Consider the following 16082-nt stretch of genomic DNA (forward strand, 5'->3'; position numbering starts at 1 on the left):
CGGTCCCCGTCACGGTTCACCCGTGCGGCACGGCAGGGACATGACGGGGACACAGACCTGGGCCGCACGGCTTCACGGGCGCGTCATCCGCAGGACGTCCAGGGCCTCGTCGAGCTGCTCCAGGGTGAGGTCGCCGCGCTCGACGTACCCGCTCTCCAGGACCACCTGGCGGATGGTCCTCCGCTCCGCCAGCGCCTTCTTGGCGACCTTCGCGGCCTCCTCGTAGCCGATGTACCTGTTGAGCGGGGTGACCACGGAGGGGGAGGACTCAGCGTACTCGCGGGCCCGCTCGCGGTCGGCGACGATCCCGTCGACGGTACGGTCGGCGAGCAGCCGGGAGGCGTTGGCGAGCAGCCGGATCGACTCCAGGGTGTTCTTCGCGATGACGGGCAGCATCACGTTGAGTTCGAAGTTGCCGGAGGCGCCCGCGGTGGCGACCGCCGCGTCGTTGCCCATGACCTGCGCGCAGACCATGAGGACGGCTTCCGGGACGACCGGGTTGACCTTGCCGGGCATGATCGAGGAGCCGGGCTGCAGATCGGGCAGGGCGATCTCGGCGAGGCCGGTGCGGGGACCGGAGGCCATCCAGCGCAGATCGTTGGCGATCTTCGTCAGCCCGACGGCGATCGTGCGCAGCTGACCGCTGGTCTCCACGATCCCGTCCCGGGCGCCCTGTGCCTCGAAGTGGTCGCGGGCCTCGGTCAGCGGCAGCCCGGTGACCCGGGCGACCTCCTCGATGACGGCGGCCGAGAACCCGGGCGGGGTGTTGATGCCGGTGCCGACGGCGGTCCCGCCGAGGGGGAGTTCGGCGAGCCGGGGCAGGGAGGCGCGCAGCCGCTCCACCCCGTACCGCATCTGGGCGGCGTACCCGCCGAACTCCTGCCCCAGGGTCACGGGCGTGGCGTCCATGAGGTGCGTCCGCCCGGACTTCACCACGTCGGCGAACTCCTCGGCCTTGCGCTCCAGCGAGGCCGCGAGGTGCTCCAGGGCCGGCACGAGGTCCCGGGTGACGGCGGCGGTGGCGGCGATGTGGATCGAGGACGGGAAGACGTCGTTGGACGACTGGGAGGCGTTGACGTGGTCGTTGGGGTGCACGGCCCGCCCGAGCCGCTCGGTCGCCAGGGTGGCGATGACCTCGTTGGTGTTCATGTTGGACGAGGTGCCCGAGCCCGTCTGGAACACGTCGACCGGGAAGTGCTCGTCCCATGTGCCCTCGGCGACCTCACCGGCCGCCGCGCCGATCGCCTCGGCGATGTCCTCGTCCAGCACCCCGAGGTCCGCGTTCACCTTCGCGGCGGCGCCCTTGATCCGGGCGAGGGCCTCGATGTGGGCGCGTTCGATGCGCTGCCCGGAGACCGGGAAGTTCTCCACGGCCCGCTGTGTCTGCGCCCGCCACTTGGCGTCGGCCGGTACCTTCACCTCCCCCATGGAGTCGTGCTCGATGCGGTAGTGCCGGTTGTCGTCCGTGGTCGTCATCGTCGTACCTCCGAAAGTCCACAGCAGTGGTGCGGGCCGGGTGTATTCCTGCCGGCCCCTTGCCAGCATCGCGCGCGGGTACCCGGAACGGACTCCGCCCCGCCGCGAGGGGGCGGCGGGGCGGAGTACCGCGTGGAGGCCGGCGCCGACCAGGTGCGCGGAGGCACGCGTCGTCGGTCAGAGGGCCCGTCCGCCGGGACGCGCTCTCACCGGCCGCGGGGAGACGGCCACCCGGCGGTGTTCCGGCTTCAGGAGACGGCCTGCTGCCAGAGGGTGTGGGCGATGCCGTCGGCCGCGCGGTTCAGGCCGGTGGTGTTGATGTTGGTGAGGGTGTCGCAGGACCGGTGGTAGCAGGGGTCGTAGGCGGAACCGGCAGTGCCGCCCCATTTGGCGGCCTGTGCGGACGTCTTGCGGGCACTGGCGCCCATCGCGTAGCCGGAGGTGGGGATGCCGGCCTGCTCGAAGGGGTAGTCGTCGCTGCGTCCCGCGCCCTCGGTGTTCTCCTCGGGCCGCAGGCCCAGCGAGTCCCAGTACGCCTTCATCGGCGCGGCGGCCGACGAGGTGATGTGGTTGATGAAGTAGCCGCCGTTGGTTGAGGCGACCATGTCGAAGTTGTAGTACGCCCGGATCTGGGAGCGCTGGGTGGAGGACAGCGAACGGACGTAGAACTTCGAGCCGTTGAGGCCCTGCTCCTCGTCGGTCCACCAGGCGAAGCGGACCCGGTTGCGCATGGCCGGGTTCTGCTGGGCCAGGGTCAGGGCGTTCTCCAGGAGTGCGGCCGAGCCGGAACCGTTGTCGTTCATGCCGGGGCCCGCCGAGACGCCGTCGAGGTGGGCGCCGAACATGTAGACGTTGTTCGCGTCGCCCCGCGGCCACTCGGCGATCAGGTTGGGGCCCGCTCCGCTGGTGCAGCCGGAGGTGCAGGGCTGCTCGGTGACGGTGTAACCGGCCGCCTGCAGCTTGCCCTTCACGTAGGCGACGGAGTCGCGGTACCCCTGGGTGGTGGAGCGGCGGTTGCCGCCGTTGCGGCCGGCGATGGCGCTGAGCTCGCTCAGGTGCGCCTGCACCTTCGTCACGTCGACGTCGGGCGCGGCGAGCGCGTCCGCGGCGAGGGCGGACCGGCTCGTGTCCGCGGGAGCGGCGGCCGCGGCGGGGAGTGTTCCGCAGCCGAGCACGACGGCGAGGGAGAAGCTCGCCACGGCGAATCGTCGTCTCACACTGTCTCCTTCGGGGAGTGGCCGTGGGGTGGGCCACAGGGAGTCCGACATAGCGTGTGCATGTCAGAATGGTGAGAAGGCTCACAGTGGAAGTTGAGGGAGTCAACGGAAATGGGGCCCGTGTGGGCAGGTTGTCCAAAAAAGGAACACGGCGTCCGTCATCCGGGCACGCGGAACCCCGCAGCAGCCCCCACGGGCGTTTCCGGGGCCGGAATCCGCCGTGAGGGCACGGTCGGTGTCGAGCTGTCCCGGCCGGTCGAGGGCGAACTGCGGGCGGTGGTGGGCCGCCCCGGCCCGTCCGGCGTTCGAGGGCGGGACCCGTTCAGGGCCGAAGGGGGCCAGGGGCGCGCCCTCGGAGCCGGGAAGGGAAGGGGCGGCGGGAGCTGAAACCCTCGACCGCCGCCCCCGGGCACTACGCCAGTCCCGGCCCCCGCACCGGAATCGTCGTGAACGTCGGTGCCGGTGCCGGGTCCTGGAAGAAGTCGTTGCCCTTGTCGTCGACGACCACGAACGCCGGGAAGTCCTCGACCTCGATCTTCCAGACCGCCTCCATGCCGAGCTCCTCGTACTCCAGGACCTCGACCTTCTTGATGCAGTCCTGGGCGAGCCGGGCGGCCGGGCCGCCGATCGAGCCGAGGTAGAAGCCGCCGTGCGCCTCGCACGCGTCGGTGACCTGCTTGCTGCGGTTGCCCTTGGCCAGCATCACCTTGGAGCCGCCGGCCGCCTGGAACTGCTCGACGTAGGAGTCCATGCGGCCGGCCGTCGTCGGGCCGAAGGAGCCGGACGCGTAGCCCTCGGGCGTCTTGGCCGGACCGGCGTAGTACACCGGGTGGTCCTTGAGGTACTGCGGCATCCCCTCGCCCGCGTCCAGCCGCTCCTTGATCTTGGCGTGCGCGATGTCGCGGGCCACCACCAGCGGGCCGGTGAGCGAGAGCCGGGTCTTGACCGGGTACTTGGTGAGCTCCGCCAGGATGGCGTCCATCGGCTGGTTCAGGTCGACCTTGACGACGTCGCCCTCTCCCGCGGCGGAGCCGCTATTGGACTCAGCCAGCTGCTCGTCCGTCGTCTCGGGCAGGAACCGCGCGGGGTCCTTCTCCAACTGCTCCAGGAAGACGCCCTCGGCGGTGATCTTCGCGACGGCCTGGCGGTCGGCGGAGCAGGAGACGGCGATGGCGACTGGGCAGGACGCGCCGTGCCGCGGCAGGCGGACCACGCGGACGTCGTGGCAGAAGTACTTGCCGCCGAACTGCGCGCCGATGCCGATCCTCTGCGTCAGCTCGAAGACCTTCTGCTCCAGCTCCTTGTCCCGGAAGCCGTGGCCCAGCGGGGAGCCCTCGGTGGGGATCTCGTCGAGGTAGTGCGCGGAGGCGTACTTCGCGGTCTTCAGCGCGTACTCGGCGGACGTACCGCCGACGACGATCGCCAGGTGGTACGGCGGGCAGGCGGCCGTGCCGAGCAAACGGATCTTCTCCTCCAGGAACTTCATCATGGAGGTCTCGTTCAGAACGGCCTTGGTCTCCTGGTAGAGGAAGCTCTTGTTGGCGGAGCCGCCGCCCTTGGCCATGAACAGGAACTTGTAGGCGTCGCCGTCGGTGGCATAGAGCTCGATCTGGGCGGGGAGGTTGGAGCCGGTGTTCTTCTCCTCCCACATGGTCAGCGGCGCCATCTGGGAGTAGCGCAGGTTGAGCTTCTGGTAGGCGTCGTAGATGCCCCGGGACAGGGCCTCCTCGTCGCCGCCCTCGGTGAGGACGTTCTGACCGCGCTTGCCCATGACGATCGCGGTGCCGGTGTCCTGGCACATGGGGAGCACGCCGGCCGCCGCGATGTTGGCGTTCTTCAGCAGGTCCAGGGCGACGAACTTGTCGTTGGACGAGGCCTCGGGGTCGTCGATGATGCGGCGCAGCTGGGTGAGGTGCGCGGGGCGCAGGTAGTGCTGGATGTCGCGGATGGCCTCTTCGGCGAGCTTGCGCAGCGCATCCGGCTCCACCTTGAGGAAGGTCCGTCCGTCGGCCTCGAAGGTGGAGACACCTTCGGAGGTCACCAGCCGGTAGGGGGTGGTGTCCTCTCCCATGGGGAGCAGATCGGCGTACTCGAACTCAGGCATCTCGCCCATTCCTCACTCGACAGACGGCCGCCCGCCTCCGTCGGCGGGCGCTCACCAGCGTATGGCCTGTCGCCGCGGGTGGGCTTGTGAGGTTGTCCTCAGTGGTTTCCGAAGTTCCCGACAGGTTTGCGGACGGGTTCTCATGGGGGGGTGACGGGTCCTCATGGGGGCGCGGAGAGGTTTTCGACGAGTTCCGGACTCGTTCACGAGTAGTTCCCGACAGGGGCTGGTCGCGATCTATCGCGTTTGGGTACGCTGCTGCCGTGGACCTTCAGAAGCATGCCCAGCCCCAGGGCGGTGCCGCGCCGGCCGCCGACCTGCGCGTCTCGGACGCGGACCGTGACCGCATCGCCGACCTCCTGCGCGAGGCCCTCGCGGAGGGCCGGCTGACCGCCGACGAGCACGCGGAGCGTGTCGAGGGCGTGCTGACTGCCAAGACGGCCGGGGAGCTCGAGGTGTTCGTCCGGGATCTGCCGGCCGCCCACCAGAGGCGCGCGGTCCATGCCTCGGCGCCGAGCCGCCCCACCGCCGGTGCCATCCCGACGGACCCCGACGAGAACGTGGTGGCGATCTTCAGTTCCGCCACCCGCAAGGGCCGCTGGCGGGCCGGTCGCCGCATCCATGTGTACGCGGTCTTCGGCAACGTCGAGATAGACCTCAGCGAGGCGCTCTTCGACCACCAGCAGGTCGTGATCAAGGCCTTCTCGGTCTTCGGCAACGTCGAGGTCCGCGTCCCGCAGAACGTGTCGCTGCGCGGTATGGGCGGTGGCGTGCTCGGCAACTTCGAGGTCGCCTCGCTGGACGCGGAGGACCCCGAGGCCCCGGTGGTCTACGTGGACGGCTGGTCGGTGCTGGGCAACATCGAGGCGCGGCCCAAGCGGGGCAAGCTGGTGGCGGACATCCTCGACCGGGTGCAGCGCTCGGTGGACAAGCGCAAGGGCCTGGACCGTTGACGCTCTGACGCTCTGACGCTCCGGCGCTCGTGCGGCGGGGTGGGCGAAGGCACCGCGTCCGCGGGGCGCGGAGGTGGTCCGTGCCGAATTCCGGTGCCGGAAGCCGCGGTTCGGAACTCAGTGCATAGGCGTGCGCACAGCGGGTAGGCCTTGCTGCATCGTCTCTCGCTCGCGAATCCGTCGTCAGGAGTAGACCCGTGCCGCAACCGCCGCATTCGTCCCTGCAGGTAGCTGCCGTTCCGGCCCGGCGGGTGCCGACGCGAGACAGGGATCAGGACGCGCCCTGGCACACCGAGGCGGTGTGCCGGCGTGACGAGGCAGGGCTGTTCTTCGCCCCCTCGAAGGAACCCACGGCCGCCCGGCTCTCCCGCGAGGAGGCCGCCAAGCGGGTCTGTGGCCGCTGCCCGGTGATGGTCGAGTGCCGGGAACACGCCCTGCTCCAGCCCGAGCCCTACGGCGTCTGGGGCGGCCTGACCGCCGCCGAGCGCCGGGTGGTCCTGGCCCGGCGCCGCCGCCGCGACCTGGAACTGCAGAAGGCGGCGCGCACGACGGGATCCATAGCGGCGGCCGGCTGAGGCGCACCGTTCGGCGAGGCAGACCCACGGGGACCCACGGACCGCACACCCGTGGGTCACCCGCACGTCCTTCGGCGAACCCGGCGGGAGCTACCTCGCCCGGTCGAAATCCACCGCACTGTAGGCGCGCAGCTTGCTCAGCCGGTGCTCGGAGTCGATCCGGCGGACCGTGCCGGACTTGGAGCGCATCACGATGGAGTCGGTCGTGGCGGTCTCGGAGCGGTAGCGCACCCCGCGCAGCAGCTCGCCGTCGGTGATGCCGGTGGCCACGAAGAAGACGTTCTCCCCGGTGACCAGGTCGGCGTCGGTCAGCACCCGGTCGAGGTCGTGCCCCGCGTCGATCGCGCGCTGCCGCTCCGCGTCGTCCTGCGGCCACAGCTTGCCCTGGAGGGTGCCGCCGAGGCACTTCACGGCACAGGCCGAGATGATGCCCTCGGGGGTGCCGCCGATGCCGAGCAGCAGGTCGATGCCGGTGCCCTCGCGCAGGGCGAGGATCGAGCCGGCCACGTCGCCGTCGGAGATCAGCTTGATGCGCGCCCCGGTCTCCCGGATCTCCTTGATGATGCCCTCGTGCCGCGGCCGGTCGAGGATCACCACGGTGACGTCCTCGGGCGTGACCCGCTTGGCCTTGGCGACCCGGCGGATGTTCACGGAGACCGGCGCGTCGATGTCGACGAAGTCGGCCGCCTCGGGCCCGGTGACCAGCTTGTCCATGTAGAACACCGCGGACGGGTCGAACATCGAGCCGCGTTCGGCGGCGGCGAGCACGGCGATCGCGTTGGTCATGCCCTTCGCGGTCAGCGTGGTGCCGTCGATCGGGTCGACGGCGATGTCGCACTCGGGCCCCGTCCCGTCGCCCACGCGCTCCCCGTTGAAGAGCATCGGGGCCTCGTCCTTCTCGCCCTCGCCGATGACGACGACGCCGTTCATCGAGACGGTGGAGACGAGCGTGCGCATGGCGCGTACCGCGGCGCCGTCGGCGCCGTTCTTGTCGCCCCGTCCGACCCAGCGCCCCGCGGCCATCGCCGCCGCCTCGGTGACCCGGACGAGTTCCAGGGCGAGGTTGCGGTCGGGAGCTTCGGAGGGCACATCGAGCTCGGACGGCAATTGATGGTGTTCGGTCATCGGAGCGCACCTTTCTGTACGACGACGGCCGGATGAGGGTATGGGTTGACTCTAGCGCCGGGATGACAAAATGAGCAGGGGACCCCACGGATGAGCGCGACGGGCACCTGCGACGATAGGGGCGTGGCAGGAACGAACAGCACGCAGAAATCGGCCCGGGACATGGTTCTCTCCCTGGGTCTCATCTTGCTCGTCGCGGGAGTGATCTGGCTGTTCATCCCGCACGACGACTCGGAGCCCGATCTCAGGCGCGTCGACTACCGGGTCGACCTGCTGACCGCGCGCCGCGCCGCCTCCTACGCGGTGGCCGCGCCCGAGGGGCTGCCCGAGGCGTGGAAACCCACCTCCGTCCGCTTCCGGAGCGAGGACTTCGAGTCCTGGCACCTCGGCTACCGGGCTCCCGACGGGGAGTACGTGGCGGTCGAGCAGTCCACCGAGAAGCCGGTGGTCTTCATCGAGGACGCGACCCAGGGCGCGGAGAAGACCGGGACCACCCAGCAGATCGACGGCAGGACCTGGACCCGGTACGAGGGCGATCACTACGACGCGCTGGTGCACGAGGACCCCGAGGGCTCGACCACGGTGGTGACGGGCACGGCCTCCTTCGACCAGCTGACGCGGATGGCCGAGGCCCTGCGCACCGAATCGGCCGACTGACCGGTTCGCGACGGCAGGCATACGGCAGGACCCCCCGACACGACGTGTCGGGGGGTCCTGCCGTATGCCGCGAGGCGACGATCAGACGGTGGTGACGACCTCGTCGTACTCCAGGCGCGGGCTGCGCGGGAACCAGGCGTTCTCGCCGGGGCGGCCGATGTTGACGACCATCAGCGGGGTGTGGTCGTCGTCGAGGAACTCCTTGCGGATGCCCTCGAAGTCGCAGCCGGTCATCGGTCCGGCGGCCAGACCCGCGGCGCGGACGCCGACGATGAAGTACGCGGCCTGCAGGGCGGCGTTCAGGGAGGCCTGGCCCTCCCGCATCGAGCGGTCGCCGGCGAACATGTCCTTGGCCCCGGGGAAGTGCGGGAAGAGCTGCGGCAGTTCCTCGTGGAACTCGTTGTCCGCGGAAAGGATGGCGACCAGCGGGGCGGCGGCCGTCTTGGTCGCGTTGCCCTCAGCCATGTGCTGGACGAGGCGCTCGCGGGCCTCGGGGGAGCGGACCAGGGTGACGCGCAGCGGCGACTGGTTCATGGAGGTCGGGCCGTACTTGACCAGGTCGTAGATCGCCTGAATCTGCTCGTCGGTCACCGGCTCGTCGGTGAACGTGTTGGCGGTGCGCGCCTCGCGGAACAGCAGGTCCTGGGCGGCGGGGTCAAGAACGAGAGACATGGGGAACCTTCTCGGGATATACGTCGGATCCGTGAGCCAAGTCCGTGGTGGTGCCACGTATCGGCTGACGGGAACGACGTTACGCCAATGAAGTTCAATCTTCAATTAAATGCGGAGCCCGGTGGCCCACTTCACAGCCGCGGTCAGCCGGCGCCTCCCCGCCCGGAGCCCTCGGAGCCCTCACCCCCGGTCTCCTCCGTGAGCGCCGCGTCCAGCCGGGCCCGTGCCCCGTCCAGCCGGCGCCGGCACACCTTAGCCAGCTCCTCGCCCCGCTCCCAGAGCGCGAGCGACTCCTCCAGCGTCGTACCGCCCGTCTCCAGGCGGCGCACGACCTCGATCAACTCGTCCCGCGCCTGCTCGTAACCGAGCGCCTCGGCCTCGGCCGAGGCCGCCGTCGACTGGTCCTTCTTGCTGGTCATCCGCCCACCCTACGCATCGACTCGGACAGTGAACTCACCCTCGGACACCCGGGCCCGCAACGCCTCACCGGGCTCCACCTCGCCCGGATCGCGCACCGCGTGCCCGTCGGCCCGCTGCAGCACGGCGTACCCGCGCTCGAGCGTCGCGGCGGGGGACAGGGCCACCACGCGCGCGTGCGTGTGCGTCAGCTCGGAGTCGATCCGGTCCAGCTGGTGCCGCAGACAGCGCCGGGCCCGGTCGAGCAGCGCCGTGACCTCCTCGGCCCGCGCGTCGACCATCCGGTACGGATCCTCGATCGACGGCCGGGCCAGGGCGTGGGCCAGCCCCCGCTCCTCCCGGTCGACGAACGCCTGAACGCAGCGCCGCGCGCGGTCGCGCAGCAGCCGCACCCGCTCGTACTCCTCGCCCACGTCCGGGACGACCTTCTTGGCGGCGTCCGTCGGGGTGGAGGCCCGCACGTCGGCGACATGGTCCAGGAGCGGGCTGTCCGGCTCGTGCCCGATCGCGGAGACGACCGGCGTACGACAGGCCGCCACCGCCCGCACCAGCTGCTCGTCGGAGAACGGCAGCAGGTCCTCCACGCTGCCCCCGCCCCGCGCGACGACGATCACGTCCACCTCGTCGACCGCGTCCAGCTCCTTCACGGCCTGGACGACCTGCGGCACCGCGTGCACCCCCTGCACGGCGACGTTGCGCACCTCGAAGCGGACGGCGGGCCAGCGGCGTCGGGCGTTCTCCAGCACGTCCCGCTCGGCGGCCGAGGCGCGTCCGCAGACCAGCCCGATCAACCGCGGCAGGAACGGCAGCGGCTTCTTCAGCTCCGGCGCGAAAAGACCCTCCCGCGCGAGGGACTTCTTCAGCTGCTCCAGCCGGGCGAGCAGTTCCCCGACCCCGACCGGCCTGATCTCGGCGGCCCGCAGCGACAGCTGTCCGCGCGGGGCGTACCACTCGGGCTTGCAGTGCACCACGACGCGCGCGCCCTCGCTCACGACGTCGGCGACGGCGTCGAACACCTGTCGGTAGCAGGTGACGCCGACGGAGACGTCGTACGAGGCGTCCCGCAGCGTCAGGAACACCATCCCGGCGCCCGGACGCCGCGACAGCTGGGTGATCTGCCCCTCGACCCACACCGCGCCGAGCCGGTCGATCCACCCCCCGATGAGCCGCGAGACCTCACCGACCGGGATGGGCGCTTCCGCAGACGTGTTGAGAGCCATGCCGCGAGAGTAGTGTGCGCCACCGACAACGCAGGCCCCCTCACCCGCAGGCGACGCAGGCCCTCCTCCCCCGCCGGCGTCCACCGGCCCGCACCGCTTACCGGACGCGATCACCGGCCCGCCGGGCATGGCCCTTACGATGGGACGCATGACCGCTTCGTCTGGCCGCCGTGTCCTGCTCGCCGCCCCCCGGGGCTACTGCGCGGGCGTGGACCGCGCCGTGATCGCCGTCGAGAAGGCCCTCGAGCAGTACGGGGCCCCCGTCTACGTCCGGCACGAGATCGTGCACAACAAGTACGTCGTGCAGACCCTGGAGAAGAAGGGCGCCGTCTTCGTCGAGCAGACGGAGGAGGTCCCCCCGGGCAACATCGTCATGTTCTCCGCGCACGGCGTGGCCCCCGTCGTCCACGAGGAGGCCGAGCGCGGCCGGCTCGCCACCATCGACGCGACCTGCCCGCTGGTCACCAAGGTGCACAAGGAAGCGGTCCGGTTCGCCAAGGAGGACTACGACATCCTCCTGATCGGGCACGAGGGCCACGAGGAGGTCATCGGCACCTCCGGCGAGGCGCCCGACCACATCCAGCTCGTCGACGGCCCCGAGGACGTCGCCAAGGTCGAGGTCCGCGACCCGTCGAAGGTCGTCTGGCTCTCCCAGACCACGCTCTCCGTCGACGAGACCATGGAGACCGTCGACGCGCTCAAGGACAAGTTCCCCCAGCTGATCTCCCCGCCCAGCGACGACATCTGCTACGCCACGCAGAACCGTCAGCTCGCGGTCAAGCAGATGGGCGCCGAGGCGGACCTGGTGATCGTGGTCGGCTCGCGCAACTCCTCCAACTCCAAGCGGCTGGTCGAGGTCGCCAAGCTCGCGGGCGCCCGCGCGGCGTACCTGGTGGACTTCGCCGACGAGATCGACGAGGCCTGGCTGGAGGGCGTCTCCACGGTCGGCCTGACCTCGGGCGCCTCGGTGCCGGAGGTGCTGGTCGAGCAGGTCCTGGAATGGCTCGCGCAGCGCGGCTTCGAGGACGTCGAGATCGTCAAGGCCGCCGAGGAGTCCATCATCTTCTCGCTGCCGAAGGAGCTGCGCCGCGACCTGCGCGAGGAGGCGGCGGCGCTGGTGGCGGAACGCGGCGGCACCGGGTCGGACGAGCAGGGGGCGAACTCCGCGGGGTGACCCCGTGAAGGTTTCGGAGGGTTCCGGAGGGCGGCGGTATCCGGTTCGGTGACCGTCCGCCGTCCGGCATACCGTAGGTTCATGCAGATCTTCGGTGTGGACATCGGCGGTTCCGGCATCAAGGGTGCCCCGGTCGACCTGGACAAGGGGGACCTCGCGCAGGAGCGCCACAAGGTCCTCACCCCGCAGCCGTCGACGCCGGACGCGGTGGCCGACGGCGTCAAGGAGGTCGTCGACCACTTCGGCTGGTCCGGGCCGGTCGGGGTCACCTTCCCCGGTGTGGTCACCGACGGCAGCACGGTCCGTTCGGCGGCCAACGTCGACAAGGGCTGGATCGACACCGACGCGCGCATGCTGCTCGGTGACCGTCTCGGCGGCATGCCCGTGACGGTGGTCAACGACGCGGACGCGGCGGGCATCGCCGAGGTGCACTTCGGCGCCGGCCGGGGCCGCCGGGGCACGGTCGTCCTGCTGACCTTCGGCACGGGGATCGGCAGCGCCGTGTTCGTGGACGGCCTCCTCGTCCCCAACACGGAGCTCGGCCATCTGGAGCTGAACGGCCACGAGGCGGAGAAGCGTGCCTCCAGCAAGGCCAAGGAGGACCACAACCTGACGTGGGAGCACTGGGCGCGCCGGGTGCAGAAGTACCTGGCCCATGTGGAGATGCTGTTCTCGCCGGAGCTCTTCGTCATCGGCGGCGGCGTCAGTCGCAAGTCCGACAAGTTCCTGCACCACATCCACGGCATCAAGGCCGAGATCGTCCCGGCGCAGCTGCAGAACAACGCGGGCATCGTCGGGGCGGCGATGCGGGCGGCCACGGGCATGTGACGCGACGCCCGACGGATCGGGCCCGGAGTCGGCTCCGGACCGGGGAGCCGCTCAGGCCCGGAGACGGCTCCGGGCGGCGGCGGCCCGGCGGTTGATCACGCGGATCGTGCGCATCCTCCGGCCGAGCACGGTCGCACCGGCGACGAGGGTGCCCCCGTACAGCCAGCCGGCCTGGGTGGCGAGGCCGGTCACCATGCCCATCAGCCAGCCGCCGCTCCCGCCGTCGTCGACCAGGGGAAGCAGCCCCAGGGCGAAGGCGATCGGGACGATCACGGGCGCGGTGAGCAGGTCCCCCTCGCGCACCCACAGCGCCGTCAGCACGCACACCGGCAGGAACAGAACGCCGTACACGGTCTGGACCGACCCGAACAGCAGCGCGACGAGGAACCCGAGCGTCAGCATCACGAACCCGCAGAAGAGGCCTCCGCCCAGCCCGGTGAGCCGGGGGTTCGGCAGGTGCCGGGCGGCAGGGGGAGCGGGCCGCCGCGCCCGGGCCGGCCGGCCCGGCACCGGGCGGGCGGCGGGCCGGGCGGACCGCGCGACCCCGCCCCCGGGTGCCCGCCCCGCCTGCGGGGGCAGCGGTGGCCGGGGCGGCCGGGGCGGCCTGTCGCGTCGCGGTCCGTACCGGGCGGGTCGCGTCCTGTGTTGCTCCACTGGACCAACTTAGGTCTGTTTATGTGCTGAATAGCCCGTCAGACACGCCGGGAAGCGAAGACCGTCCAGACGTTCGACGGATCGCCGGGGTGAGGGCGGGCACGCCGTAGACTGGTGGATCGGCCCACGCAGCCCAGTCGGCGGGGCCTCAGTCCCCCAACCTCACGTACGGGAAGTCGCAACGTGTCGCTCACGATCGGAATCGTCGGCCTGCCGAATGTCGGCAAGTCGACCCTGTTCAACGCCCTGACCAAGAACGACGTGCTGGCGGCCAACTACCCGTTCGCCACCATCGAGCCGAACGTCGGCGTGGTCGGCGTCCCCGACGCCCGCCTGACGAAGCTCGCGGAGATCTTCGGCTCCCAGCGGATCCTCCCGGCGACGGTCGACTTCGTCGACATCGCGGGCATCGTGCGCGGCGCCAGCGAGGGTGAGGGACTCGGCAACAAGTTCCTGGCGAACATCCGCGAGTCCGACGCGATCTGCCAGGTCATCCGCGCCTTCAAGGACGAGAACGTCGTCCACGTCGACGGCAAGGTCTCGCCGAAGGACGACATCGAGACGATCAACACCGAGCTGATCCTCGCCGACCTGCAGACCATCGAGAAGGTCCTGCCGCGCCTGCAGAAGGAGTCGCGGATCAAGAAGGACATCGCGCCCAAGGTCAAGGCGGTCGAGGAGGCCAAGGAGATCCTGGAGAAGGGCGACACGCTCTTCGCGCACGGCATCCTCCAGGGCAGCGAGCGCGACGAGCTCCTGCACGACCTGCACCTGCTCACCACCAAGCCCTTCCTCTACGTCTTCAACGTCGACGAGGACGAGCTGACCGACGAGGACTTCAAGAACGAGCAGCGCGCCCTGGTCGCACCCGCCGAGGCGATCTTCCTCAACGCCAAGCTGGAGGCGGACCTCGCCGAGCTGGACGAGGAGGACGCGATGGAGCTGCTGGAGTCGGTCGGCGCCGAGGAACCCGGCCTCGCCACCCTCGCCCGCGTCGGCTTCAACACCCTCGGCCTGCAGACGTACCTCACGGCCGGCCCGAAGGAGTCCCGCGCCTGGACCATCAAGCGCGGCGCCACCGCCCCCGAGGCCGCCGGAGTCATCCACACCGACTTCCAGAAGGGCTTCATCAAGGCGGAGGTCATCTCCTTCGCCGACCTCGTCGAAACCGGCTCGGTCACCGAGGCCCGCGCCAAGGGCAAGGCCCGCATGGAGGGCAAGGACTACGTCATGCGCGACGGCGACGTGGTGGAGTTCCGCTTCAACGTGTAGCGCCTGATTCCTTGATCGCCGGAAGCGGCTGGTCGGGGTAGGAAACCCCAGGTCAGGGGCCAGATCTTTGGGTCTGGCCCCTTCCTGTTTCCTCCTGCGGATGTGGGCTGTTTCCGGGTCGTGTGCTGACTTGGTGCTGACCCTCCGGCCGGGTGTCGACCGGGGAGCACGGGAGGTCAGACGGTGCGGATGACGGGGGCGGGCTTGATGTCCTGGGCGTCGATGAGGGTGCGGATGTCGTCCGGGTCGGAGGTCCAGATGATGGCGCCGAGTGTGGCGGCCATGACGACGACGGTGGCGTCGACGACGTCGGCAGTGCCTGCTTTGCCGCACAGGATGCCCGCAGCCTTGGCGGTCTCCAGGCCCACGGGCGCGACATCGCATCCGGCGAGGAACTTGCCGAGCCGGACCTGGCGCCGGGCGTCCCGCCAGGCTTGGCTCACGACGACAGAGGGGACGTGGATGTCCCGGCCGTCCTCCAGAGCCAGATGGTGGCGGGCCCACATGTGCCGGTCGCCGTTGTCGATGGCGATGAGCGCACCGGCGTCGTACAGATAGGGGATGTTCACGCGGCCGAGGCCCTCGAGCTGCTGAGGTACTCGGCGTCGGCGTCGGCCATCTCAGAGCGGGCGGCGGCGAGCTCTTCGGGGGTGAAGCCTCCGTGCTCCGCCTGCCACTCCTGGACCACGGCCCGTCCGGCTCGCAGCCGCAACTCTCGCTCAGCTGCTCCGGCGACGAGCCGGGACAGCGGGATGCCTTCTTCCTCGGCGGCGCCCGCCAGGGCCGCGACCAAGGATTCATCGAGGGTGATCGTCACCTTCTTGGTAGCCATACCAATACCATACCCCTGTATGGCGTCGATGTGGGGCGGGTTTCGAGGAGGTGGGGGGATGACCCCCTGGGCCTCTTCCGCTCGACCACCGGGTCTGGGTGTGTCACTTTAACGGCCCTGTCTCACATGCGGTGGTAACGGAAAGTCATTGCTGATGTGCCTGGTCCGAGCTTCAAGGGGAGCAGTCGCGGACGCGCGATCGAGCAGGACCGGCACCGTATGGGAGACAGGGCCGGTGATGCGACACTCCCGAAATAGCGGTTCACACTGGCTACGGGCGGGTCCAGCCGTTGGCGAAGTCGAGCTGGAGGTTGGTCCGGCGGTGCTGTTCGGCGGGTGTGCAGCCGGGGTGGTCGCGGGGGTGGACCAGGGCCTGGACCCACCGGTCCCAGAGGCCTTCGGGCTGGATGAAGTGGTCGGCGTGGTGGGTGCCGAGGTGGGCGTCGAGGCGGAGGAGGGCGCCGAGGGCGGCGGGCTGGTCGTAGCGGAGGTCGGTGCGGGGGAGGTAGCGGTCGAGGTACGCGGTGAGGATCTCGGCGTCGGCGTGGGTGCCGAGGCGGGCCAGGGCGAAGCAGTAGGCGCTGCCGGAGTAGCAGACCTCACTGGCCAGGAGCAGGTCGCCGATGCGCGCCCGGAACCGGTCACGGCGGTCGACGCCGATCAGCCAGCTGGCTGTGAGACGTGAGCGCCATTCGTACCCGAGGAGGGCTTCCAGTTCCTCGTCGGTGATCGCGGCGGCGTCGTTGAGTAGGTGTCGGGTGAAGCGGGTGGTGTGCCACCACCGGGGGCTCAGGAAGCGTCCGCCGTTCAGTACGAGGTAGCGCGGGAGGCCCGCGTACGTCCTCGTCACGTAGCGCTCGACCACTTGGCCGTAGCTGGTCTCCTCGGGGTGCTGGAACGGCATCG

At 70.3% G+C, this 16082-nt stretch carries 17 protein-coding genes; 6 read left to right on the forward strand and 11 right to left on the reverse strand.

Features of this window, described 5'->3' with window-relative positions; translation table 11 throughout:
* Positions 1 to 72 precede the first annotated feature (72 nt).
* From DIZ27_RS03560 to DIZ27_RS03570, 3 genes are all read right to left on the reverse strand, one after another.
* Complete coding sequence (locus tag DIZ27_RS03560; RefSeq protein WP_109376787.1) at positions 73 to 1476, reverse strand: aspartate ammonia-lyase; 1404 nt, start codon at positions 1474 to 1476, stop codon at positions 73 to 75.
* A gap of 248 nt (positions 1477 to 1724) precedes the next feature.
* A complete protein-coding gene (locus tag DIZ27_RS03565) occupies positions 1725 to 2693 on the reverse strand; it encodes a M28 family metallopeptidase (protein ID WP_258308218.1) in 969 nt (322 codons plus the stop codon).
* A gap of 412 nt (positions 2694 to 3105) precedes the next feature.
* On the reverse strand, positions 3106 to 4797 hold the full coding sequence (locus DIZ27_RS03570; protein ID WP_181383357.1) for a fumarate hydratase: 1692 nt from the start codon (positions 4795 to 4797) through the stop codon (positions 3106 to 3108).
* 263 nt (positions 4798 to 5060) lie between these two features.
* Between DIZ27_RS03570 and DIZ27_RS03575 the strand changes: the two genes are divergently transcribed.
* Positions 5061 to 5750 carry a DUF1707 domain-containing protein gene (locus DIZ27_RS03575; protein WP_109376790.1) on the forward strand — a complete coding sequence of 230 codons (690 nt, stop codon included), beginning with the start codon at positions 5061 to 5063 and terminating at the stop codon, positions 5748 to 5750.
* 197 nt (positions 5751 to 5947) lie between these two features.
* Positions 5948 to 6325: a WhiB family transcriptional regulator gene (locus tag DIZ27_RS03580; RefSeq protein WP_109376791.1), complete on the forward strand. Its 378-nt coding sequence runs from the start codon at positions 5948 to 5950 to the stop codon at positions 6323 to 6325.
* 90 nt (positions 6326 to 6415) lie between these two features.
* On the opposite strand, the gene glpX is transcribed toward DIZ27_RS03580, so the two are convergent.
* Entirely contained in the window at positions 6416 to 7450 is a 1035-nt protein-coding gene (glpX, locus tag DIZ27_RS03585; RefSeq protein ID WP_109376792.1) for a class II fructose-bisphosphatase, read from the reverse strand.
* A gap of 123 nt (positions 7451 to 7573) precedes the next feature.
* On the opposite strand from glpX, the gene DIZ27_RS03590 reads away from it, so the two are divergent.
* Entirely contained in the window at positions 7574 to 8107 is a 534-nt protein-coding gene (locus DIZ27_RS03590; protein ID WP_109376793.1) for a DUF4245 domain-containing protein, read from the forward strand.
* An 81-nt stretch (positions 8108 to 8188) separates the two neighbouring features.
* On the opposite strand, the gene DIZ27_RS03595 is transcribed toward DIZ27_RS03590, so the two are convergent.
* The 3 genes from DIZ27_RS03595 to xseA all read right to left on the reverse strand — a co-directional run bounded on the left by DIZ27_RS03595 (position 8189) and on the right by xseA (position 10416).
* Complete coding sequence (locus DIZ27_RS03595) at positions 8189 to 8779, reverse strand: malonic semialdehyde reductase (RefSeq protein ID WP_109376794.1); 591 nt, start codon at positions 8777 to 8779, stop codon at positions 8189 to 8191.
* Between the two features lie 143 nt (positions 8780 to 8922).
* Positions 8923 to 9198, reverse strand: coding sequence for an exodeoxyribonuclease VII small subunit (locus DIZ27_RS03600; RefSeq protein ID WP_109376795.1), 276 nt, complete (start codon positions 9196 to 9198; stop codon positions 8923 to 8925).
* 9 nt (positions 9199 to 9207) lie between these two features.
* Positions 9208 to 10416: an exodeoxyribonuclease VII large subunit gene (xseA, locus tag DIZ27_RS03605; protein ID WP_109376796.1), complete on the reverse strand. Its 1209-nt coding sequence runs from the start codon at positions 10414 to 10416 to the stop codon at positions 9208 to 9210.
* 139 nt (positions 10417 to 10555) lie between these two features.
* On the opposite strand from xseA, the gene DIZ27_RS03610 reads away from it, so the two are divergent.
* Both DIZ27_RS03610 and ppgK read left to right on the forward strand, forming a co-directional pair.
* Entirely contained in the window at positions 10556 to 11590 is a 1035-nt protein-coding gene (locus tag DIZ27_RS03610; RefSeq protein ID WP_109376797.1) for a 4-hydroxy-3-methylbut-2-enyl diphosphate reductase, read from the forward strand.
* An 81-nt stretch (positions 11591 to 11671) separates the two neighbouring features.
* Positions 11672 to 12418, forward strand: coding sequence for a polyphosphate--glucose phosphotransferase (gene ppgK, locus DIZ27_RS03615; RefSeq protein WP_109376798.1), 747 nt, complete (start codon positions 11672 to 11674; stop codon positions 12416 to 12418).
* Between the two features lie 51 nt (positions 12419 to 12469).
* Here ppgK and DIZ27_RS03620 read toward each other — a convergent pair whose 3' ends face one another.
* Positions 12470 to 13072, reverse strand: coding sequence for a DUF6542 domain-containing protein (locus DIZ27_RS03620; RefSeq protein ID WP_109376799.1), 603 nt, complete (start codon positions 13070 to 13072; stop codon positions 12470 to 12472).
* Between the two features lie 183 nt (positions 13073 to 13255).
* Between DIZ27_RS03620 and ychF the strand changes: the two genes are divergently transcribed.
* The gene (gene ychF / locus DIZ27_RS03625) at positions 13256 to 14344 is read left to right on the forward strand and encodes a redox-regulated ATPase YchF (protein WP_109376800.1); all 1089 of its coding nucleotides are present in this window, start codon (positions 13256 to 13258) and stop codon (positions 14342 to 14344) included.
* A 176-nt stretch (positions 14345 to 14520) separates the two neighbouring features.
* On the opposite strand, the gene DIZ27_RS03630 is transcribed toward ychF, so the two are convergent.
* From DIZ27_RS03630 to DIZ27_RS03640, 3 genes are all read right to left on the reverse strand, one after another.
* Complete coding sequence (locus DIZ27_RS03630; RefSeq protein WP_065002042.1) at positions 14521 to 14913, reverse strand: twitching motility protein PilT; 393 nt, start codon at positions 14911 to 14913, stop codon at positions 14521 to 14523.
* Positions 14910 to 15176 (reverse strand): hypothetical protein, encoded by a 267-nt coding sequence (locus tag DIZ27_RS03635; protein ID WP_109376801.1) that lies wholly within the window; start codon positions 15174 to 15176, stop codon positions 14910 to 14912. Before DIZ27_RS03635 ends, DIZ27_RS03630 begins: the two co-directional genes overlap by 4 nt.
* Positions 15177 to 15447: 271 nt before the next feature.
* Positions 15448 to 16080 (reverse strand): DUF6000 family protein, encoded by a 633-nt coding sequence (locus tag DIZ27_RS03640; RefSeq protein WP_181383358.1) that lies wholly within the window; start codon positions 16078 to 16080, stop codon positions 15448 to 15450.
* Positions 16081 to 16082: the final 2 nt, after the last annotated feature.

The organism is Streptomyces sp. NWU339, assembly GCF_003143855.1.
In the GTDB taxonomy this organism is placed as follows: domain Bacteria; phylum Actinomycetota; class Actinomycetes; order Streptomycetales; family Streptomycetaceae; genus Streptomyces.